The sequence below is a fragment of the Tepidibacillus sp. LV47 genome, assembly GCF_048381575.1.
GTDB lineage: Bacteria > Bacillota > Bacilli > Tepidibacillales > Tepidibacillaceae > Tepidibacillus.
Genome location: NZ_JBLWIF010000013.1, coordinates 1 through 21157 on the forward strand (window position 1 = coordinate 1; position 21157 = coordinate 21157).

A 21157-nucleotide genomic window follows, 5' to 3' on the forward strand; every position below is an offset into this window, starting at 1 on the left:
CTCGCAACGAAACGACATCTAATACACTATCATACCCTTTGATATTATGTCAATATACTTTTTTCTGCCAATTTCCGACATCTTGTTGAACGTTGTCACACCGAGTAAAAATAATAAGACTGTTGTGCTTAATGAGCAACAACAGTCAAATAGGGTAAGGTAAAATATGTGTTGATCTTATTTAAATAATTATAGGAAGATAAATCTTAAAACAAACAATATACCAAGTACATACATAATTGGATGAACTTCTTTTGCTTTCCCTGCAAAGATTTTTACTAATGGATAAATAACAAATCCTACGCTAATACCCGTTGCGATACTAAAAGTTAATGGCATCATTAACATTGTTAAAAATGCTGGCACTGCTTCATCTAGTTGTTTCCATTCAATATCTTTTATACTTGCTGCCATCAAGATCCCAACGATGATTAATGCTGGAGAAGTAATGGCTGATACACCTGCAACAGCTTCAACTAGAGGATAGAAGAATAATGCCACAATAAATAGTAATGACGTAAAAATTGCTGTTAATCCAGTGCGTCCGCCGGCTGCAACACCTGCTGAAGATTCAATATAAGAGGTAACTGTAGAAGTTCCGAATAAAGAACCCGCCATTGTTGCGATCGAATCTGCAAATAAGGCTCGACTTGCTCTTGGTATTTTGTTATCCTTTAAAAAACCAGCTTGATTCATAACTCCAACAAGAGTTCCGATATTGTCAAACAAGTCAACAAAAAGGAATGAAAAAACAATCGTTAATAATCCCATATTAAGAGCACCCATGATATCTAATTGGAGAAAAGTGGGTGCAACAGAAGGTGGTGCGGAAAAAATGGCGGTTGGTGTTTTTACAATACCAAAAATCCAACCTACAATTGCCGTTATAATCATTCCGTAAAAGATACCACCTTGAACTTTTTTTATCATAAAGAATAAAGTTACGACTAATCCTAAAATCGTCAATAAAATTTCAGGTTTACTTAAATCATGTGTTAAAGTAACATAGGTACCTTGCGGATCAGCAACGATAATCCCCGCATTTTTAAAACCAATAAACGCAATAAATAATCCAATGCCTGTAGACACCGCTAATTTCAATCCAGAAGGAATCGCATTAATAATCGCTTCCCGCACTTTGGTCAATGTCAAAATGAAAAATATAAGACCGGAAAGAAAAACAGCACCAAGTGCAGTTTGCCAAGGAACTTTCATTCCCAAAACCACAGTAAAAGTAAAATATGCATTCAAACCCATTCCTGGTGCTAGAGCAATAGGGTAATTAGCTAAAAGCCCCATTAATAAAGATCCGATGGCAGAAGCTATAGCGGTTGCGACAAATACCGAGCCAATACCCATCCCCGCTTCTTTCCCTAAAAAGATGGGGTTTACAATCAAAATATAAGCCATAGTTAAAAAGGTTGTAACACCAGCAAGCAATTCAGTACGAATATTGGTATTATTTTCCGAAAGTCGAAAAATACGATCTAATAAAGAGCGATTCGTACCAGCCTTTACCTTTGGTGACACATTTAATGTACGTTCCACTTTGTTTCTCCTCCTGTTTCTAATTAAATAAAAAACCTAGGTAGTGTCTCTACCCAGGCAAAAAGGTCTAAACTAAACAACAAATATCATGACTCTTTGACGACAATTTACCTAACCCAATAGGAAATCCTCTCAAAAGAATCATTCCATTTATGATCGTTTGTTTACACCTTCGTAGCCGGGCAATTTACGGTTGCCTGGTAGAGACGTTTAGGCCATATTCCCAAACATATACGAAGCTGCTATAGATTGTTTTTGATTACATGGTTAGTTTAACAAAAAAGAGGACACTCGTCAACATAAAAACGAACATTTATTATAAAAAATATTATTTTGTTCGGTTTATAACTGTTCATTCCCATTCTATTGTTGCTGGTGGTTTTGATGTAATATCCAAAACAACGCGATTAATGCCATCGATTTCATTCACGATACGGGTCGATATCTTCTCTAATACTTCATAAGGTATACGCGCAAAGTCTGCCGTCATACCATCGATCGACGTTACTGCACGAATCGCAATGGTATAAGCATAAGTCCGTACATCTCCCATGACACCTACGCTACGGATATCAGGCAAAACAGTGAAGTATTGCCAAATTTCCCGATCTAATCCTGCTTTTTTGATTTCATCGCGTAGAATATAGTCAGATTCACGAACAATCTCCAGTTTATCTTCCGTAACTTCCCCTAGTACACGAATCGCTAATCCAGGTCCTGGAAATGGTTGTCTCCAAACGATTTCATCAGGAATCCCTAATTCTTTGCCTACCTTTCTCACTTCATCTTTGAATAACGTTTTTAATGGCTCGATTAACGAAAATTGCATCTTTTCAGGAAGACCGCCCACATTATGATGGGATTTGATGGTCTGGGCTGTTTCTGTTCCACTTTCGATAATATCTGTATACAAAGTTCCTTGGGCGAGAAAATCAAATTGACCAAGCTTTTGTGATTCTTCTTCAAACACACGAATAAATTCATTTCCAATGATTTTACGTTTTTGTTCAGGATCTGTAATGCCCTTTAATTTATTTAAGAAACGATCTTTCGCATCAATTTTTATAACATTCATCTGAAATTTCTCATGGAAAGTTTCCATCACACTTTCTGATTCACCTTTACGAAGCAAACCATGATCAACAAACATGCAGGTTAATTGATCGCCAATCGCCTTGTGCATAAGGACAGCCACTACAGAGGAATCGACTCCTCCGCTTAAGGCACATAATACTTTTTTATCGCCAACGGTTTCACGGATTTCTTTTATTTTTTCTTCGATAAATGTTTCCATACTCCATTTTTTTTCAACTTTACAAATATTAAAAACAAAATTTTTGATCATATCCATTCCATAAATCGAATGTTTCACTTCTGGATGAAACTGGACAGCATAAAATTTTTTTTCTGGATGGCTCATGGCTGCAATTGGAGCATGGTCAGTACTTGCATCCACTTGAAAACCAGTAGGTGGTTCTACCACTAAATCGGAATGGCTCATCCATACTTGTTGGGTCTTTTGCAGGCCTTGATATAATAGGGAATCGTTTCTCACTTCAATCGTTGCCTTTCCATATTCCCTTACATTTGCCCGTTCTACTTTCCCCTGTAATTGATGGGTCATTAATTGCATTCCATAACAAATCCCAAGAATGGGAATACCCAATTCATAGATTTTGGGGTCAACGATCGGTGCATCGTCAACATAGACGCTGGCAGGTCCTCCAGAAAAGACGATCCCTTTTGGATTCATTTCGCGAATTTTTTCTATTGGAGTGTGATAGGGAATCAATTCACTATATACACCAAGTTCACGAATTCGACGAGCAATCAGTTGGTTATATTGTCCACCAAAATCTAGTACAACAATCAATTCATTTGGTTTTTCCACAACAGCTCCTCCTTAAAGCTGCAACTTCATATAAACTACCTAGGCCTTTATGGTTGCCATTCTAGCAAAATTCGTCAAAAAACGTCAAGTTGGAATTTTTTCAGTATTTTTTTTAAAAAAAAAGGCCCTTTCTTTTTGTAGAAAGGACCTTTTAGAAGTTGATTACATCATGCCGCCCATGTCTGGCATGCCTTGGTTACCGCCTTTATTTTCTTCTGGCTTGTCAGCTACAACTGCCTCAGTTGTTAAGAACATAGCCGCAACGGAAGCAGCATTTTGTAAAGCAGAACGAGTTACTTTTGCCGGGTCAACAATACCAGCTTGAATCATGTTTACCCATTCACCAGTAGCTGCGTTGAAACCAATGCCAACTTCTTCTTTTTTCAAACGCTCAACAATCACAGAACCTTCTAAACCAGCATTATTTGCAATTTGACGTACTGGTTCTTCTAAAGCGCGTTTTACGATGTCAACACCGGTTTTCTCATCCCCAGTAGCTTCTACTTTTTCTACTGCTGGGATGACATTTACAAGTGCAGTACCACCACCGGCTACGATACCTTCTTCAACAGCTGCACGTGTGGAGTTAAGAGCATCTTCAATGCGAAGTTTCTTCTCTTTTAATTCGGTTTCAGTTGCTGCACCGACTTTAATCACTGCAACTCCACCAGCTAATTTAGCTAAACGTTCTTGAAGTTTTTCACGGTCAAATTCAGAAGTGGTCTCTTCAATTTGCTGACGGATTTGGTTTACACGAGCTGCGATTTGAGCTTTGTCACCAGCACCATCAACGATAATAGTATTTTCTTTGGTTACACGTACTTGACGTGCACGACCTAATTGATCAACAGTAGTGGTTTTAAGATCAAGACCTAATTCTTCAGTGATCACTTCACCACCAGTTAAGATGGCGATATCTTGTAACATTGCTTTACGGCGATCACCAAAACCAGGAGCTTTTACAGCTACAGCAGTGAATGTTCCACGAAGCTTGTTGACAACCAATGTAGCTAACGCTTCACCTTCTAAATCTTCTGCGATAATTAAAAGTGGGCGTCCTTGTTGTACAACTTTTTCAAGAACAGGTAGGATATCTTGGATATTTGAAATCTTCTTATCTGTAATTAAAATGTATGGATCTTCTAATAGAGCTTCCATTTTGTCCGTATCAGTAATCATATATGGAGAAATATATCCGCGGTCGAATTGCATTCCTTCAACCACTTCAAGTTCAGTAACGAAACCTTTTGATTCTTCTACGGTAATAACCCCATCTTTTCCTACTTTCTCCATTGCTTCTGCGATCAATTGTCCAATTTCTTCATCAGCAGCAGAGATGGCAGCTACTTGTGCAATCGATTCTTTCCCTTCGATTGGTTTTGCGATACGCTTAATTTCTTCCACAGCTGCATTTACAGCCTTTTCAATCCCTTTACGGATGATCATTGGGTTAGCTCCAGCAGTAACGTTCTTTAATCCTTCACGAATTAATGCTTGAGCGAGTACAGTAGCAGTTGTTGTACCGTCACCAGCAACATCATTCGTTTTGGTTGCAACTTCTTTTACAAGTTGAGCACCCATATTTTCAAATGGATCTTCTAATTCGATCTCTTTTGCAATGGTTACACCATCGTTTGTAATTAATGGAGAACCGAATTTCTTTTCTAATACAACGTTACGTCCTTTTGGTCCTAATGTAACTTTCACTGCATTTGCTAAAGCATCTACACCGCGTAACATTGCACGACGGGCTTCTTCACCAAAATTAATTTGTTTCGCCATTCTATTCCCTCCTATAAAACTTGATCGAAGATTTATGTGATGAAGATTACTACCTAAGTATAAATGTTACGTATTATTGTTAAGTATTAAAAATTTTACTGCGTAGAAGCATTTATTCAATAATCGCAAGAATATCGCTTTCACGCATGATTAAGTATTCTTTATCTTGATATTTCACTTCAGTTCCTGCATATTTGGAATAGATAACACGATCCCCTTCTTTAACATCTAATGGTTCCCGTTCCCCTTTTTCATTACGACGACTACCTACTGCGATTACACGGCCTTCTTGTGGCTTTTCTTTCGCAGTATCTGGTAGAACAATTCCGCTTGCTGTGGTTTGTTCTTTTTCAATTGGCTCAATAACGACACGATCACCAACTGGTTTAATCATCTTAACAGAAACCTCCTTATGTGTTTATTCATTTTATTAGCACTCATCTAAGTCGAGTGCTAACACATTTTTAATAATAATAAAATCTAACATATTTTTCAAGTCGTTTTATTAAAAAATTTTCCGTCAAACAGTATGCCCAAATTCTAGCATAATATTCCAACAAAGGATACATAAAAAAATTATTGATGAATTTCAATTTTTTAATTTGATAAATTGGTAATAAATTAAAGTTAAAATAATAACAAGGAGGATATGAATGAATGCAGTCGTTATTTCGATATTCGTTATGTTAGGGCTTAGTTTGCTTAGAATAAACGTAATTTTGCCCTTATTATTGAGCATTTACAGGTGTTGGATAGCTGCAATGATATTATAAGGACATAAAAAGAGCACACAGCTTTGCATAAGATTGACGTGCTCTTTTTTTGTGTTCATATTAAATTTCTTCTAACGCTTGTTGGCGTTTCTTAGAGGCCACTTTGGATAGTATAATGCTTATCTCATATAACAAAATCAGCGGGACAGAGACGAGAATATCTGACATCGGTTCAGGCGGGGTGATAGTAACAGCTACAATAATTAATACGAAATAGGCCAGTTTGCGAATTTTAATTAACAATTTAGGTGAAATGATGCCAAGACGCGTTAAAAAAACCACGACAACTGGAAGCTCAAACACGATACCAAAGGGAATCACGATGTTCAGCATAAAGCTAAAATACTGGGCGATTCCATACACTTCGACAACGCCTAATTGTTTCGAAATATTTGACAAAAAATTCACAACCATCGGAAAGAGAATAAAATAAGCGAATGAAACTCCCAGTAAAAAAAGAATAAAGGCAGTCGGGATAAACCACATTGTGGCTTTTCTTTCCCTTTTGGTTAACCCTGGCGCAATGAATAGCCAAATTTGAAACAAAGCAAATGGTAAAGAAATCGTGATACCAATGGCAAAGGCAAAATACATATATACTCTTAAAGCATCAGAAAGGCGAAACACATTCCATGTAATATTTTTAGCATTCAGATCATGTGTAAAGTAGCGAATCACAGGATCAGCTAACATAAAACCAACAATCAAAGAGATCACAAAAAAGATAATAATCCAGATAATTCTTTTCCTTAATTCTTCTAAATGGCCAACAACCGTCATGGCTTTATCCTTTTCATGTTCCTCCATAAAATCCGATTCCTTTCCTTATAGTTTTTTGCTTTTTAAGATTCTGTGGTTTCTGATTCTGAATCTTTTTCTTCTTCCAAGACATCAGGATTTTTTAGAAAGAACACCAACGTTTGCAATTCTGTCGTTAAATCAATATGATGGACCCTTACATGAGGTGGTACAGTCAAACGCGATGGCGTAAAATTAAGGATTCCTTTGACACCAGCTTCAACCACTTGATCCGTTACTTGTTGAGCTACATAAACAGGTACGGTTAAAATGGCTACTTCCACTCGAAATAAATCGACAACTTCTTTTAAACTCTCCATTCCGTAGACAGGAATTCCATCAATTTCCCGGTTAAATTTGTTAGGGTCACTATCAAAGGCGGCAACGATTTTGGTATTTCTACTTTTATAAAAATTATAGTGTAAAAGCGCCTTTCCTAGATTTCCAACCCCAATGAGGATCACGTTTGTGACTTCATCCTGTTTTAAAAAATCTCGTAAAAATTGAAGCAAATAACTAACATTGTAGCCATAGCCTTTTTTCCCTAGTTCTCCTAAATAAGAAAAGTCTCGGCGTATTGTTGCCGGGTCAATGAGCAATTCTTTGCTCAACTGAGCAGAAGAGACTCGCTGTTTTCCCATCAAATGCAGTTTTTCAAGATAACGATAGTAAAGCGGTAAGCGCTTTGCTGTAACGTGAGGTATTTTATTTTCTTGAGCCATGTTTTTTCTCCCCCAATATCTTCATTTCAATGAAATGAACAATCCCATTTAAATCGTTGATATCATAAACAGGAATTTGATCAAACTGTAAAGATAAAGAAGTTGCAATCGCCATTACATCTCTTAATTGGAAAAGTAGTTCTAAATCTGTTTCCCTTCTGACTAATAAAATTTTGGGAGGAGACTCGTGCTTATATCCTTCTACAAAAATGATATCAACATTTTTGATATGAGATACAACTTCTTCAAATGAGATTGGTTTTTCTAAATTTTCAATCATTGCTAATTTTTCTTGCGAATTGATCAAAACGATGTCAGAACCTGCTTGAGCATATTTCCAAGTATCTTTCCCTTCCACATCCATCTGAAAACGGTGAGCATCATGTTTAATCGTGGCAACCCGATAACCTTTTTCTTTGAAGGCGGCTATTACCTTTGTCAATAGCGTCGTCTTGCCACTACCCGAGTACCCTACAAAACTAACAATAGGAATCTTTTGGTTTAACACCCGAAATACCCTCCGTAGCCAAGACGAATGATTTCTTCCTTAATTACCTTTTCGCCTACTAAAATACGAGGTAATACAGCATCAAAAGCCGTATAGGGATCATGTAATACACCCCCAGGTAATCCTAAAACGGGAACCGTACCAATATAAGCCAGCATTAACATGGAACCAGGCAGCATCGGCGTACCTTGGGTAATCACTTCCGTTGCTAATTCCCGTATGGCAAATGGTGTTCGATCATCGGGATCCACAGACATTCCGCCAGAAACGAGGATAAGGTCTACTTTTTTTTCAACAAAATAGTTGATCTCCCTTTGAATCAAGTCAACATCATCTGGAGCAAAACGTTGTTCAATCAATGTTGATCCAAAGGCTTTTAATTTATCTTGAACAATGGGTTTAAAACGATCTTTTATTCTTCCTTTATATACTTCGCTCCCAGTAGTAACCAGTCCTACTTGAAAAGGAATAAATTCTTTGACTTGAATGACTGTTTTTCCTTTGGTTATTTGTTCCACTTCCAAAATGTTTTTTTCTTCAACGATAAGGGGTAATACTCTTGTCCCTGCTAGTTTTGAACCTGGATGAACGATTCTATTATTTAAAATCGTTGCAAGGGCCACATCTTGAACATGATTAATTTGATGAACTAATTCTTCATCGATCTTAGCTAGACCGTAAGTGGATGAGGTTAAGGTTACTTTCCCTTCATGAGGTTCATTCATTTCTACATTTTGACCTGCAATGGCCTTGGCTAAACGAATCGCTGCATCATTTTCATGGAGATACCCATCTTTAAGATCAATCACATAGATATGTTCTTTGCCCATATTTAATAGTTCTGGAATATCTTCCTTACGAATCACATGACCTTTTTTAAAAGCTCTTCCTTTAAACTCGCCAGGTATAATTTTGGTTAAATCATGAGCAAGAGTATAGCCAACAGCATCTTCTACTCTAATTTCCTTTAACATCCCGTTTTTCACGTTCTTCCTCCCTGATCCAAACTAATGCTTGATCGTAATCTTCTTTATAATTCATATTAAAGAACATTCTCCCACTGTGATTAAATTGAGCGACGATTTGTTCATCAATAATCATTTTATTTTTCTGTTCGAAGATCCATTTAATTAGACTATTTTTACCTACCGATAAATCCTTTTTCATTGACTTTACAAGCGTCTTCGCATAAACCCCATGTAAAGGTTGTAGTTTTCCCTTCCATTCTGGAATTACTAGGTCAACTTGATTTGAAACCGCTAATTCAACCATATATTGAGCAAACTCCATCGAAAAAAAAGGCATATCGGCTGCAATCACAAAATGATAGTGATGGTTGCTTTCCATAAGACCTGTGAAAATTCCGTTTAATGGGCCCAAAAAGGGAGTAGGATCATAAACCACACGAATCGGGATCAAATCTTGATCCAACCTAGGAAATCGATATTCCCCACCAGAAACGATGATGATTTCCTTTGAATATCCCCTTAAAAAACGTATGGATCGTTGTAACATCGTTTCATGCCCAATCATTAGCTCCCATTTAGGGAATCGGTTCATCCGTTTATTCAAACCACCTGCTAATAATAATGATGTAAAAGTCATCATTTATTCCTACCTATATTGTACAATATTTTTTATCATTTTGCTCATAAATGAACAAACTTCTTTTATTTTACTCTATCCTCATTATAGTTTGAAACAGCCTTTTTCAGTACAAATTTCATCAACTGGATAATCGTGATCATCCCTAGGTAAATGAGGTACTCTCTGAAAATCATAGGCAATCCCAATACGGTAAGGAGGTTTTGCAAAACGATCAAAGAAACGATCGTAATAACCTCCGCCATAACCCAGCCGATATCCTTGGTAATCAAAGGCTAACCCTGGTACTAATACTAGTTCAATTTCCTTAAGAGGAAAAGGATTTTTGTCACAGGTCTTGGGTTCAAGAATTCCTAAAATTCCTTTTTCCAATTCACTCCATGAACGGATGAGATATGGATCAATCTGTTTCGTTTTAGAATTAGTTTTTGGTGCAATCACTTGTTTTCCTTGCTTCCAAGCATGTTCAATGAGGCCCTTTAAATCCACTTCATTTTTAAAAGAAAGATAAACCATCACCCTTTGACTAAGCTGATACAATGGATGTGTCAGCAAATTTTGATTAATTTTTTCTGATTTTTCTTTAACGGTGAAAGAGTCCAATTGGTTTCTTTTTTCTAAAAAAAATTGACGTAAATTTTTTTTTGTTCGTTCCATCTTTTTTCCCTTCCCCTACTCACTTGCTATGATTCTTGATTATACGATACACTAATTTTCGGACAGCAAATGAGGTGAAATTTATGATACTTTTACAAACAAAAAAGATCACAAAAGCATATCTTACTGATCCTATTTTAATGGATATTGATCTAATTATCCATTTTCAAGAACGAGTTGGATTAGTCGGGATGAATGGAGCGGGAAAATCCACGTTACTAAAAATGATCGCCGGGGAATTATCTCCTGATTCTGGAGAAATTCAAATCGCAAAAAATGTGACAATAGGTTATCTTGCCCAAGACAGGGGTTTAGAATCGGAAAAAACCATTTGGGAAGAAATGCTTTCTGTTTTCTCTCATCTAATTGAACAAGAAAAGATCCTTCGTCAACTGGAAGAAAAAATGACAACACTAGCAAATAAGGATCAAAGACAATATAAGAGCTTAATGAATAACTATGCCAAGCTTAGTGAAGAATTTCAGGAAAAAGGCGGCTATCATTATGAAGCGAAAATTCGTGGTGTTCTTCATGGCCTTGGCTTTCAATCATTTCATTATAAAACGACTCCCATTCATACCCTTAGCGGAGGACAAAAAACACGCCTTGCTTTAGCAAAACTTCTCCTTTCATCCCCTGATTTATTAATCCTAGATGAACCGACAAACTACCTAGATATGGAGACATTAACTTGGTTAGAAACGTATCTTAAAACTTATCCTGGAGCGATCCTTCTTGTCTCTCATGACCGCTATTTTCTTGATCAACTTGTTACCGTGATTTATGAAATTGAAAAAACGAAAGCTACCCGCTATATAGGGAATTACAGTTCCTATATTGAACAAAAAGCAAAAGAGATTGAACAACAATTCAAACAATATGAAAAACAACAAGAGGAGATTGCCCGATTAGAGGATTTTATCCAGCGAAATATCGCTCGGGCTTCGACGACAAGAAGGGCAAAAAGCCGCAGAAAAGCATTAGAAAAAATGGAACGGATCGATCGACCGAACACAGATTTACCAAAGGCTCATTTTACTTTTGACATCGAAAAACAAAGTGGTCATGTTGTATTAAAAGTGGAAAGTCTTGGTATGCAATTTAATGATCAGGTTCTTTTTCGTAATGTTTCGTTCCAAATCAATCGCCAAGAAAAAGTGGCCTTGATCGGACCAAACGGGATAGGAAAATCTACCTTATTTAAACTCATCGTTCATCAACATATACCAACAAATGGATCCATCGAATACGGATCAAACGTGACGATTGGTTATTATGCGCAAGAACAAGAAGATTTAACGGATGAAAAAACGATTCTTGATGAAATCTGGGACCAATATCCAGAGAAGAATGAAGTAGAAGTCCGAACCCTTCTAGGCAATTTTCTGTTTACGGGGGATGATGTCTTTAAAAAAATTAAGGATCTAAGCGGGGGAGAAAAAGCCCGTGTTGCCTTAGCAAAATTGATGTTAAAAAAGGCAAATTTCCTGCTTTTAGACGAGCCTACAAACCATTTAGACACCATAAGCCGTGAAGTTTTGGAGAATGCTTTAATCGATTATCCTGGAACGATCTTTATGATCTCACATGATCGTTATTTTCTCAATCGCATAACAACAAAGACGTTTGAATTGACCCAAGATGGAGTCATAACCTACCTTGGAAACTACGATTATTATCTGGAAAAAAAGGAAGAACTAGAAGAAAGTAAGATAAAGCAAGGGAATGAAAATGAATATCCACAAAAACAAAAATTTCATGAAGACAAAGAACGAAAAAAAATAGAACGTCAACTGAAAAGACAAATTGAAGAGATCGAGCAGCAGATCGAACAATTAGAAGAAAAAATCGCTTCCATTGAAAAAGAGCTTCTTATCCCTGAAGTCTATTCTAATCACCAACTTGCCTATGAAAAAAGTCAAGAACTTCAGCAACTTAAAGAAAACTTGAATTTATCCCTTACACAATGGGAAAAATTCCAAACTGAGCTAGAGAAATTTTTCTAGCTCAGTTTTTTTTCTAAAGCTAATAACATCATAGGGGAAGCTACAAAAATAATCATCGTCGAAGCAGCCACAATTCCTGAATCATTCACAAGCAATGCTGTAATTGCACCGAGAATAATTCCATAAAACCCAGCGAATAAATAGGGTGACTTTGCAAAAAAAGCTTTGAATGCACCTTGTGGTTTTATAAATAAGATAGCAATGACAAAAAGAGATGTGGCCATGACTTTACTCCAAGATGAAACCTGAATCAGTTTCCAATTCATGGCTAATTTTCGCATGATGATTTGATAAATCATAAGAAAATCGCCTTGAATTAATGAGATTAGCGCTCTGCCTATATGGGATTGTTCATGATCTCCAATTACAAGATTACTAAAGGCCAAGCCGAAAAACCCAAGAACAAATAATGCAAGGAAAATCCAAATCCCTTTTTTCCGAAAGGGAACATGTAACATTTTGAGATAAGTCAATGTCATTGCAACCAAAGCAGAAATAGCTCCTCCCGCATTTGTCCCTAAAGTAGGAAAAAGAAGGATAAAAATGACTCCACCATAAACAAGACCCGTTAATGCCAATGTCCACCCATTTCGTTTTTTATGGATGAGGGATGAGGTAAATAAAAGAGTTGACCCTATATATACTCCCATATACTCATTGCCAATCCCATAATATCTTGCGCCAATGATCGGATCATAACCAAGATAAGATCTTTTCATGAAGTAAGAGTCGATACTTAAATCAAGGGTAATGAAAAACCATGTAAGTAAACCAACGAGACTAAATATCAAAATGAACTCCATGTAACTTGTCAAAAACCCTAATAGCAGGCTTGTTATGAATAACAGCAGAATATAGAGCCATGGATTCATCTTATAAAAAGGAGAAGTGACTAAAAGCAATAATGGCAAATACAACATACTGATTAAACCTACTCTGATTAAAACATACCCTTTTTTCCACTTAAGCAACCAAACTGTTATCGATATAAGCAATATAATGACTTGCCAAAAGACATAAGTATACAGGACATCTGGTCTTTGACGATTTGTGGTAAACACTTGATCCAATTCATCGATCAGTGTTAGATCCGATTGAATCGACTCTATCTTTTGGCCAATCATCTCTTTTGGTAAAGAGACAACTCCCAACTCCGTTAAAATCGTTGGTGCAATATCAACATTACTTACAATTCCTGCGCGTTTTGTCGTGTTTGATGTTAATAAATTGCCAGTTTTGCCCGAATTGTACCACCAAATTGGCGCTAATAATTGGCGATCTTGTATCGCTTGATTCGAAACCATTGGGGCAAAGACAAGCAATTGTTGATTTTTAGCCAAACTATTTTTCAATCGTTCAATAAACTGTCCTTGTTCCTCAATAATGAGGCGTCTGATTTTTGCAAAATGATGGGGATCCATTTCTTTTTGTAATTGATCCAATCGGTATAAATCGCCAAGATCAAAAACAATCAATGAAATTCCAGCGTTTTTCGCTTTAAGAAAACACTGATATAAATAATCATAATTGGTTTTGATTCCATAGGGTCTACTTGGGTCCATCACAACGGTACGACTGGAAACATCACCAAAACTTTCCCCATATTGATCCATGATAAGAAGGGGTGCATAACGATGTTTGGTATCTGTATCTTGATTTCCATAGACATAAGCTTTAAGTCCTGCTTGTTTTAATAAATCTCCTATCGCCCCATAAATAAAAGGGAACTTTTGCTTCTCTTCTTGTATCAGACGTTGAAAGGAAAGAAAAAGAATGGACTTTTCACTTACGATTCTTCCTGTTTGTTGACGATAAAGATCCTTGGCTTTCACTTTTTTAGTTTCATCCACATACTCTATCGCTGAGAATGAATCACCAATATCCTTTGAACTTGCTCCTCTTGTCCCGCCACTAATGGTTAAATAGGAATTTGCATCCGTTATACTCCCAGCTGAATTAATGTTCATAGCTCCTTTTAACGCTTTTTTTTCTAAGCTTTGAAAGCCAATGCTATTCGTATAAATGGGGTAATCGCCAAAAGAAAGATGATTCACAAGTACCATGACGATTTGTGTGTCAATCTCTTCTTTCTTTGCAAAAGCGAATGAAAAAGACGATCCTAAAAATAAGATCGTCAAAATGGTTAGAACGAAGGAAATTCTTTTAAACATGTTAACATCCCTTCTAAACAAGCTAATTCTATTTTTCCCATGTTTAGAAGGAATCATCCCTATCAAGGGGAAAAGATAAAGTAACTTTTGTACCCTCACCAAGTTTGCTTTGGATATCTAATGTTCCCCCATGGTTTTCCATAATTCTAAATGAAATCGGGATTCCTAAGCCAGTCCCTGTTTCTTTTGTCGTATAAAAAGGTTCATAGATTTTTGCTAGATTTTCTTCGGAAATTCCTATACCATTATCAATCACATAAACATAGATCATTCTCTTTATTTCATCGTACGAGGTCTTAATGATGACTTCACCACCGTCATCCATGGCTTGGATTGAATTCCGAATTAAATTGATAAATACCTGCTTGATTTGGCGCTCGTCTAAATCAATCGGTGGCAATTGATCGGCTAATTCCATTTCTAATTTCACATTATATAGCAGCCCTTCGGCATTCATAAAACCGATAGTATCTTTAATGATCTGGTTTAATGATGCCGTTCTCATTTGTGGAGCACTCGGTTTTGCTAAAAGCAACATTTCCTTAATGATCTCATTAATATGGGCAATTTCCTTAAGAACGATCTCTAAATATTCTTGTTGATTATTCCCCTTTAGTTCATACTTTAATAGTTGAATAAACCCTTGAATCGTGGTTAAAGGATTTCGGATCTCATGTGCAGTTCCAGCTGCCAATTCTCCAATCAGCGCTAGTTTATCTGCTCTTTGGATTTGTTCTTCTAGTTCGATGATTTTGGTAATATCTTTATAAATTCCTACCGCACCGATTTGTTCTCCATTTTCATTTCTCATTAACTTGGTGGAAATGATTAAATGGACTGTTCTGCCATCTTCTGTCTTAATCTTTTTTTTATGGTTGGTATATTCATGCCCACTTCTTAGGGTAAGAGTTAATTTTGTAAAAATCGTTTTTTTCTTAATAAAAAGATCATCATAAGATTTTCCAATTACTTGTTCCGCCTTTAAACCTGTCATTTCTTCGGCTCCACGGTTAAAACTAATAATAATTCCTTGATTATCAACTGTGATTACCCCATCTGAGATGGAATCTAAGATAATCTTTGCTCGTTGTTCAGCCTTCTGTAAACGATTTAGTTCTGAAATGTCAATAAACGAACTAACGATTCCTAATAAATTCCCTGATTCATCATAGATGGGTTTGGTTGACGTAACTACTGGTATTTCCCTTCCATCTTTTGTTGGACAGAAGCTTTCAAATCCTAGAAAACTCTCGCCAGATCGTAAAGTTTCCCAGAAGATATGTTGGGTATCTCCTAAGAGATTACCGGATACTGTAAAGTTCTCAATTTCCTCTTTTGTAAATCCCGTTATTTGTTTTGCAGTTTCATTTACAGATTGAACCATGCCATTTTTATCGTAATAGACGATACCAAGTGGAATACTGTCCATGATTGATTTAATGACTTGATATCTTAAGGTTAAGTCTTCTTTTATATGATTGACGGACTTTGCAATCTCACCAAAACGATCATCCCGAAGATTTAATGGTTTACCTGTCTCCTGTAATGCTTGTAATTCTTGTTTTAACTGATTGATTTGTCTTTTTGTTTTAAGATCGATCCATTTTGCCCCGAATAAGGCAATCACTAAAGCAATGAGAAAAATAAGCGCAAATAAAAAAAGATGCGTCTGTTTTTGTTCATCCACATGATAAGTATAAATGAATCCTTTACTCTTCCCATTTTCAGTAATCGGTACAACATATACAAGTTTATCATCTAATTCTGTATAAAAAGGATCCATGCCGCTATTTTCTAAGTTTGATTGAATCTGTTTATTAGAAAATATTAGTAAAATTTCCCTAAGTCCAAGATGTAAGACAACTTTCCCTTTCATTGAACTATAAATTCCAAGGGCGCCATGATTAAGTCCCTCTTTTGAAATTTCAAGCAAAATCTTTTGAATCCCATGGGTAGAGATTTTGGTAAAATTCATTTCATCTTCAAGTTTTTCATCCAGTATTAAGGGCCTTAATTCTAATTGATTCATCATATACGCCTGTTCCGATAATAAAATTTCGGCCATCTCTGCCTCTGTTTGTTTCACATGAGAAAGATATGTATCGTTTTTATCGTAATAAAAAAAGAAGATAAGAAGGATCATTGGTACTAAAAGGAAAATAACCACTTTTGCGTAAATATCATTGAGCTTATCTTTCACAAAATTTGACCCCTTTCAAATCCAAGCAAGTCAATTTAAGTACTCTTAAACATTCTCTATTTTTCAAAAAAATCCTGTCTAATAAAATGAAATTTTTTGAATATCCACATATCCACAATTTTATTAACAAGGAACTCCTATTAAAGGGGCTATAATCACCGTTTTCTTTATATTTATCAACATAATGTTGATAACTATTTAAACATTATCCACAAGGCATTCCCAAAAAAAAAAGACCTATCCCTTGTGGATAAGTCTGTCATTTCATAACGTGGATAACGGTAAACTAGCAATCCCATTTAAGTCTAATGAACTCCACTTTCCTTGTATATAAAGATAATAACCAACACTTGCAATCATCGCTGCATTATCTGTACATAATGATAAGGGGGGAATCGTTAAACGAACTCCTAATTCTTCTGCTTTTTCCATCAGCCGTTCTCTTAGTCTACTATTGGCAGCGACTCCGCCAGCTAAAACTAAATGTTTTACATCTTTATTCACCACTGCCCGAAAGGTTTTTTCGACTAAAACATCAACAACGGCCTCTTGGAAACTAGCAGCCATATCTTCTTTTTTCACTTCTTCACCGCGCTGCCTTGCATGATGCAAGGTATTAATGACCGCCGATTTAAGACCACTAAAACTAAAATCATAAGATTCATCCATTAAAGCTCTAGGTAAAGGAATAATTGGATTTCCTTGTTTGGCTAAACGATCAATGTGAGGTCCACCTGGGTATGGAAGTTGTAGTGCCCGCGCAACTTTATCATATGCCTCCCCTGCTGCATCATCCCTTGTTTCTCCTAATAACTCAAATTCTAAATGATCTTTCATATAAATCAGTTCCGTGTGTCCACCTGATACGACTAATGCGATGAGAGGAAATTCTAACGGTCTTACTAAATGATTTGCGTAAATATGTCCAGCAATATGATGAACCCCAATCAATGGGATTCCTTTTGCAAAAGCAATCGCCTTGGCTGCAGCCAAACCTACTAGTAATGCTCCTATCAGACCAGGTCCATTGGTTACGGCAATAGCATTGATCTTGTCGAGAGTAAGATGTGCCTCTTGCAAGGACTCTTCTAAAATATAGTTGATTCCCTCTACATGTTTACGTGAGGCAACTTCAGGAACAACTCCGCCAAAACGTTTGTGGATTTCAATCTGTGATGAAACCACATTTGCTAATACCTTTTGCCCATCTTCAACGATAGCGACGGACGTTTCATCACAACTCGTTTCAATCGCTAAAATCCGTACTGGATGATCCAATTCTTGACCCAACACTTTTTCTTTCTTTTCTTTGATGATATCATGCCAATGTTTTTTCATAAATTCACCCACATAATGATCGCATCTTCAAATGTATCTGCATAATAATTTTTTCGTATTCCTTCTTCTTTAAATCCCAATTTTTTATAAAGAGAAATTGCAACATGATTGGATACCCGAACTTCTAAAGTCATACGATTCGCACCGAAAGCCTTTGCCGTATTCATCACATATCTCATCAATAATTCTCCTAGTTTCTTTCCCCTAAATGCTGGATCAATAGCCACGTTTGTAATATGGGCTTCATCAAAAAGCAACCACATGCCAACATAGCCAACAATTTTTTGATCGAATTCTAAAACAAAATAATAGGCATATTTGTTCGTCGTTAATTCGTTGACAAAAGCTTGCAAAGACCAAGGGGTTGAAAAGGATAATTGCTCTATTTCCCAAATTCGATCCACATCGCCAATCGTCGCCCTCCGAATCTGAATGCGATCCGTATTCATCTGCTTTCACCTACATGGAAATCCCCTGTTTTTGCTGTTTTTCAAGCCACTTCACTTCCGCTTCTGCAAGCTGTAGATATTCTGGAACAAAGTCGAAGGCATTATCGATATGACCTCGTTCAAACTCTTTTTTTGCTAAATAACCGATGATACTTGGGCGAGGAATAGCAAATTGAGGTTCGCAAAATACCGCTTTTCCTCCTAAAACCTCTATAATTTTTTCTTGATGTAGGGTTACATCATCACCAACAAATAAGACCTGTTCTTCTTTTTCCCTTAACTTTCTCAGCCAATCAGAAAGCAAGATGATTCGGTCGGATTCGCTATTTTCCCATCCTGTTTGTTTGTTTTGATATAGCCCTGTATAAACTTGATCCCTTCTTGCATCAATGATCGGGGATATCAAACCTTTAAACCATTTGTTTTCATATGCCATCGCTTCGAGTGTAGAGATCCCGATGATGGGTTTATTTAAGGCCCAAGCTAATGTTTTGGCAGTAGTTACTCCGATTCTCACTCCAGTATAAGAACCAGGGCCCTTTGCTACTGCAATCAAATCAATCTCTTCTGGTTGCCAATTCACTTCTTGAAATAATAATTCAATCGCCGGCATGAATCGTATGGAATGATTTCTTTTTACATTGGTTGTGATTTCAGCATATACTTTTTTCTCATCTAATAAAGCAACCCCCATCACTGCTGTTGAGGTATCAAGCGCTAATATTTTCATGTTGGAAAAACTCCTCACAAAGCTTAAGATATTCTTCGCCTTTTGGTTCAAAGATGATTAGACGCCGGCTTTCGTCATCTAAGCGGGTAATTTTAATCTTTAATAATTCTTTTGGTAGGTATTCTTGAATGATTTCTGCCCACTCTACAACCGTAACTCCTTCACCAAAAAAGTATTCTTCAAAGCCTAGATCCTCATTTTCATCCTCCAGTCGATACACATCCATATGATAGAAAGGGAGACGACCCTGATATTCTTTGATGATAGTAAAAGTTGGGCTATTGACCGTTTGTTTGATTTCTAAACCTTTTGCCAAACCTTGGGCGAAAATCGTCTTTCCCACGCCAAGGTCACCTTCTAATGCAATGACATGGCCTGGTTTAAGATATTTAGCAAACCGCTTGGCGATTGCTTGTGTTTCCTCTACACTGTTTGTGATGATTTGATAAGGATTCATACGTTTGATCATCCTTTAAATTTATTCCCTGTTATTTTGTTATTTTCGCAATATATTTTTTTATTTTATCATTTTTTTCTCCAATTTGCTAAAAGGATTGATAATAATAGGTAAATCTTATACTTTCTTATTTTTAGAAAAAGGCCTGTAGCAGATTTACTACAAGCCCTAATAAAGTTGTCAGATTATAAACACATGGTTAAGATGTTTTTCACATCATCTTCCGTTAGTTTTTTAAAGTTGCCAATTGTACCCCCACGAGTAGCTTTTTTCGCCATCAATTCAATATTCTCATCACCGATATTGTAATCGCCAAAGGTTGCAGGAGCACCAATGGAATTAAAGAATTCTCTTGTTTTTTCAATTCCTTCATGAGCAATCTCTTGATCTGTCTTCCCTTCTGTAGTTACACCCCATACGCGAATCGCATATTGCTTAAATTTTTCAATATTCTCTTCATAGACGTATTTCATCCAATTTGGGAAGATAATCGCTAAACCGCCTCCGTGAGGAATATCATAGATGGCGCTAACTTCATGTTCCATCGCATGTGTCGCCCAATCGGTTTGTTTTCCCATATTGATTAAACCGTTAAGGGCCATTGTTCCAGCTAAGAGAATATTTGCTCTTGCATCGTAATCATCAGGTTTTTCAATAACGATTGGAGCTTGTTCAATCACGGTTCTTAAGATGGATTCACTGATTTGATCTTGCAATGGTGTATTTGGTGTATGGCTAAAATATTGTTCAAATACATGGGCCATAATATCGACGATTCCATAAACGGTTTGATCTTTGGGTACGGTAAAAGTATAGGTTGGATCGAGAATCGAAAATTTAGGATAAAGATAGGGGCTTCCTACGCCAATTTTTTCCTTTGTTTCCCAATTGGTGACAACCGAGTTCCCATTCATCTCAGACCCTGTTGCAGCTAATGTTAGTACTGTTCCAAGTGGCAAAGCGTCCTGAATCGTAGCTTTCTTAGCATAAAAATCCCAAACATCACCATCATATTTTGCTCCTGCACAAATACCTTTTGCAGCATCAAGAACACTTCCACCACCCACAGCCAAAACAATATCTACATTTTCTTTTTTGCAAATTTCAATGCCTTTTTTTACTGTACTAAGGCGAGGGTTTGGTTCAACTCCAGATAATTCGTGGATGGTTAATCCTTCTTTGTTGAGGAGGTCGATGACACGGTCAAATAATCCAGACCGTTTTACACTGCCACCGCCAGTTACAACAAGAACTGTTTTCCCATATTTGGCCGTTTCCGTTCCTACATTTTGTACCTGATCTTTACCAAAGAAAATTTTGGTTGGATTTTGAAAGACAAAGTTATTCATCATTTTTCACTCCTAACTATGTAAAATGAAATAAATAAATATAAAAAAAGCACCCATTGGGTACTAGTTTATCCATATATATGGAGTTCTTTTCATCTATCGTTGAAACTTTGCAGTTAAAAATGGAGCGGGTGATGGGAATCGAACCCACGCCGCCAGCTTGGAAGGCTGGA

18 protein-coding genes, 1 pseudogene and 1 riboswitch are annotated in these 21157 nt (G+C 36.6%); of the genes and pseudogenes, 2 read left to right on the forward strand and 17 right to left on the reverse strand.

All coding sequences use genetic code 11. The features are described 5' to 3' along the window. Positions 1 to 189: 189 nt before the first annotated feature. The 10 genes from ACMW72_RS11180 to ACMW72_RS11225 form a co-directional block, all read right to left on the reverse strand. Positions 190 to 1548 carry an NCS2 family permease gene (locus ACMW72_RS11180; RefSeq protein WP_418368922.1) on the reverse strand — a complete coding sequence of 453 codons (1359 nt, stop codon included), beginning with the start codon at positions 1546 to 1548 and terminating at the stop codon, positions 190 to 192. 155 nt (positions 1549 to 1703) lie between these two features. Further along, positions 1704 to 1805: riboswitch (purine riboswitch) on the reverse strand. 95 nt (positions 1806 to 1900) lie between these two features. After that, positions 1901 to 3439: a glutamine-hydrolyzing GMP synthase gene (guaA, locus tag ACMW72_RS11185; RefSeq protein ID WP_418368923.1), complete on the reverse strand. Its 1539-nt coding sequence runs from the start codon at positions 3437 to 3439 to the stop codon at positions 1901 to 1903. Positions 3440 to 3601: 162 nt separating this feature from the next. Beyond that, a complete protein-coding gene (groL, locus tag ACMW72_RS11190) occupies positions 3602 to 5221 on the reverse strand; it encodes a chaperonin GroEL (protein WP_418368924.1) in 1620 nt (539 codons plus the stop codon). A 112-nt stretch (positions 5222 to 5333) separates the two neighbouring features. Beyond that, positions 5334 to 5615 carry a co-chaperone GroES gene (groES, locus tag ACMW72_RS11195; protein ID WP_418368925.1) on the reverse strand — a complete coding sequence of 94 codons (282 nt, stop codon included), beginning with the start codon at positions 5613 to 5615 and terminating at the stop codon, positions 5334 to 5336. A 439-nt stretch (positions 5616 to 6054) separates the two neighbouring features. Next, on the reverse strand, positions 6055 to 6801 hold the full coding sequence (gene tatC, locus ACMW72_RS11200; RefSeq protein WP_418368926.1) for a twin-arginine translocase subunit TatC: 747 nt from the start codon (positions 6799 to 6801) through the stop codon (positions 6055 to 6057). 35 nt (positions 6802 to 6836) lie between these two features. Then, positions 6837 to 7514 carry a redox-sensing transcriptional repressor Rex gene (locus ACMW72_RS11205; RefSeq protein ID WP_418368927.1) on the reverse strand — a complete coding sequence of 226 codons (678 nt, stop codon included), beginning with the start codon at positions 7512 to 7514 and terminating at the stop codon, positions 6837 to 6839. Then, a complete protein-coding gene (mobB, locus tag ACMW72_RS11210; protein ID WP_418368928.1) occupies positions 7498 to 8022 on the reverse strand; it encodes a molybdopterin-guanine dinucleotide biosynthesis protein B in 525 nt (174 codons plus the stop codon). Before mobB ends, ACMW72_RS11205 begins: the two co-directional genes overlap by 17 nt. Then, positions 8016 to 8996 carry a molybdopterin-binding protein gene (locus tag ACMW72_RS11215; protein WP_418368938.1) on the reverse strand — a complete coding sequence of 327 codons (981 nt, stop codon included), beginning with the start codon at positions 8994 to 8996 and terminating at the stop codon, positions 8016 to 8018. Before ACMW72_RS11215 ends, mobB begins: the two co-directional genes overlap by 7 nt. Then, positions 8980 to 9630 (reverse strand): molybdenum cofactor guanylyltransferase, encoded by a 651-nt coding sequence (locus tag ACMW72_RS11220; protein ID WP_418368929.1) that lies wholly within the window; start codon positions 9628 to 9630, stop codon positions 8980 to 8982. The genes ACMW72_RS11215 and ACMW72_RS11220 overlap by 17 nt, the downstream gene beginning before the upstream one ends. 81 nt (positions 9631 to 9711) lie before the next feature. Next, positions 9712 to 10284 (reverse strand): 5-formyltetrahydrofolate cyclo-ligase, encoded by a 573-nt coding sequence (locus tag ACMW72_RS11225; protein WP_418368930.1) that lies wholly within the window; start codon positions 10282 to 10284, stop codon positions 9712 to 9714. 83 nt (positions 10285 to 10367) lie between these two features. On the opposite strand from ACMW72_RS11225, the pseudogene ACMW72_RS11230 reads away from it, so the two are divergent. Both ACMW72_RS11230 and ACMW72_RS11235 read left to right on the forward strand, forming a co-directional pair. Then, a pseudogene (locus ACMW72_RS11230) lies at positions 10368 to 10940 on the forward strand (ATP-binding cassette domain-containing protein); the annotation flags it as partial. A gap of 21 nt (positions 10941 to 10961) precedes the next feature. Next, the gene (locus tag ACMW72_RS11235) at positions 10962 to 12290 is read left to right on the forward strand and encodes an ABC-F family ATP-binding cassette domain-containing protein (RefSeq protein WP_418368939.1); all 1329 of its coding nucleotides are present in this window, start codon (positions 10962 to 10964) and stop codon (positions 12288 to 12290) included. Here the strand turns inward: ACMW72_RS11235 and ACMW72_RS11240 are convergent. The 7 genes from ACMW72_RS11240 to ACMW72_RS11270 form a co-directional block, all read right to left on the reverse strand. Further along, positions 12287 to 14461, reverse strand: coding sequence for a hypothetical protein (locus tag ACMW72_RS11240; protein ID WP_418368931.1), 2175 nt, complete (start codon positions 14459 to 14461; stop codon positions 12287 to 12289). The genes ACMW72_RS11235 and ACMW72_RS11240 overlap by 4 nt on opposite strands. A gap of 43 nt (positions 14462 to 14504) precedes the next feature. Next, complete coding sequence (locus ACMW72_RS11245; protein WP_418368932.1) at positions 14505 to 16661, reverse strand: PAS domain S-box protein; 2157 nt, start codon at positions 16659 to 16661, stop codon at positions 14505 to 14507. A gap of 264 nt (positions 16662 to 16925) precedes the next feature. Beyond that, complete coding sequence (tsaD, locus tag ACMW72_RS11250) at positions 16926 to 17999, reverse strand: tRNA (adenosine(37)-N6)-threonylcarbamoyltransferase complex transferase subunit TsaD (protein ID WP_418368933.1); 1074 nt, start codon at positions 17997 to 17999, stop codon at positions 16926 to 16928. Next, on the reverse strand, positions 17996 to 18448 hold the full coding sequence (gene rimI / locus ACMW72_RS11255; RefSeq protein ID WP_418368934.1) for a ribosomal protein S18-alanine N-acetyltransferase: 453 nt from the start codon (positions 18446 to 18448) through the stop codon (positions 17996 to 17998). The genes tsaD and rimI overlap by 4 nt, the downstream gene beginning before the upstream one ends. Before the next feature lie 10 nt (positions 18449 to 18458). After that, positions 18459 to 19178 carry a tRNA (adenosine(37)-N6)-threonylcarbamoyltransferase complex dimerization subunit type 1 TsaB gene (tsaB, locus tag ACMW72_RS11260; protein WP_418368935.1) on the reverse strand — a complete coding sequence of 240 codons (720 nt, stop codon included), beginning with the start codon at positions 19176 to 19178 and terminating at the stop codon, positions 18459 to 18461. Beyond that, positions 19159 to 19635: a tRNA (adenosine(37)-N6)-threonylcarbamoyltransferase complex ATPase subunit type 1 TsaE gene (gene tsaE, locus ACMW72_RS11265; RefSeq protein WP_418368936.1), complete on the reverse strand. Its 477-nt coding sequence runs from the start codon at positions 19633 to 19635 to the stop codon at positions 19159 to 19161. The genes tsaB and tsaE overlap by 20 nt, the downstream gene beginning before the upstream one ends. 185 nt (positions 19636 to 19820) lie before the next feature. Then, the gene (locus ACMW72_RS11270; protein ID WP_418368937.1) at positions 19821 to 20984 is read right to left on the reverse strand and encodes an iron-containing alcohol dehydrogenase; all 1164 of its coding nucleotides are present in this window, start codon (positions 20982 to 20984) and stop codon (positions 19821 to 19823) included. Between the last annotated feature and the right edge of the window lie 173 nt (positions 20985 to 21157).

Coding starts and splice junctions, on each gene's coding strand:
- tsaE (WP_418368936.1), bottom strand. CDS start 19,635: ATGAATCCTTATCAAATCATCACAAACAGTGTAGAGGAAACACAAGCA.
- rimI (WP_418368934.1), bottom strand. CDS start 18,448: ATGAATACGGATCGCATTCAGATTCGGAGGGCGACGATTGGCGATGTG.
- ACMW72_RS11235 (WP_418368939.1), top strand. CDS start 10,962: ATGGAGACATTAACTTGGTTAGAAACGTATCTTAAAACTTATCCTGGA.
- groES (WP_418368925.1), bottom strand. CDS start 5,615: ATGATTAAACCAGTTGGTGATCGTGTCGTTATTGAGCCAATTGAAAAA.
- ACMW72_RS11220 (WP_418368929.1), bottom strand. CDS start 9,630: ATGATGACTTTTACATCATTATTATTAGCAGGTGGTTTGAATAAACGG.
- ACMW72_RS11240 (WP_418368931.1), bottom strand. CDS start 14,461: ATGTTTAAAAGAATTTCCTTCGTTCTAACCATTTTGACGATCTTATTT.
- ACMW72_RS11215 (WP_418368938.1), bottom strand. CDS start 8,996: ATGTTAAAGGAAATTAGAGTAGAAGATGCTGTTGGCTATACTCTTGCT.
- ACMW72_RS11225 (WP_418368930.1), bottom strand. CDS start 10,284: ATGGAACGAACAAAAAAAAATTTACGTCAATTTTTTTTAGAAAAAAGA.
- tsaD (WP_418368933.1), bottom strand. CDS start 17,999: ATGAAAAAACATTGGCATGATATCATCAAAGAAAAGAAAGAAAAAGTG.
- groL (WP_418368924.1), bottom strand. CDS start 5,221: ATGGCGAAACAAATTAATTTTGGTGAAGAAGCCCGTCGTGCAATGTTA.
- ACMW72_RS11205 (WP_418368927.1), bottom strand. CDS start 7,514: ATGGCTCAAGAAAATAAAATACCTCACGTTACAGCAAAGCGCTTACCG.
- tsaB (WP_418368935.1), bottom strand. CDS start 19,178: ATGAAAATATTAGCGCTTGATACCTCAACAGCAGTGATGGGGGTTGCT.
- tatC (WP_418368926.1), bottom strand. CDS start 6,801: ATGGAGGAACATGAAAAGGATAAAGCCATGACGGTTGTTGGCCATTTA.
- ACMW72_RS11270 (WP_418368937.1), bottom strand. CDS start 20,984: ATGAATAACTTTGTCTTTCAAAATCCAACCAAAATTTTCTTTGGTAAA.